The 383-nt window shown below is 70.2% G+C and carries 1 pseudogene; it reads left to right on the top strand.

Annotation, left to right across the window (positions count from 1 at the left end):
• Positions 1–383, top strand: a pseudogene (locus HA630_RS00675) (AMP nucleosidase); the annotation flags it as partial.

Genomic DNA, 383 nt, shown 5'->3' with positions numbered 1-383 from the left:
CTGCTGCGCGCCGACCGCAGCGGCCTCACCCTGGTCAACATCGGCGTGGGGCCGAGCAACGCCAAGACCATCACCGACCACATTGCCGTGCTGCGACCGCACGCCTGGCTGATGCTGGGCCACTGCGCCGGCCTGCGCAACAGCCAGCAGCTGGGCGACTACGTGCTGGCCCACGCCTATGTGCGCGAGGACCACGTGCTGGACGAGGAACTGCCGCTGTGGGTGCCGATTCCGGCGCTGGCCGAAATCCAGCTGGCGCTGGAAGGCGCGGTGGCCGACGTGACCGGCCTGGGCCCGGGCGAACTCAAGCGCATCATGCGCACCGGCACCGTGGCCAGCACCGACAACCGCAACTGGGAGCTGCTGCCCGACAACACGCCGCA

Source organism: Aquabacterium sp. A08 (genome assembly GCF_011742065.1).
Note: the sequence above shows the minus strand (reverse complement) of the source record. Positions and strands in the feature narration are given on the sequence as shown.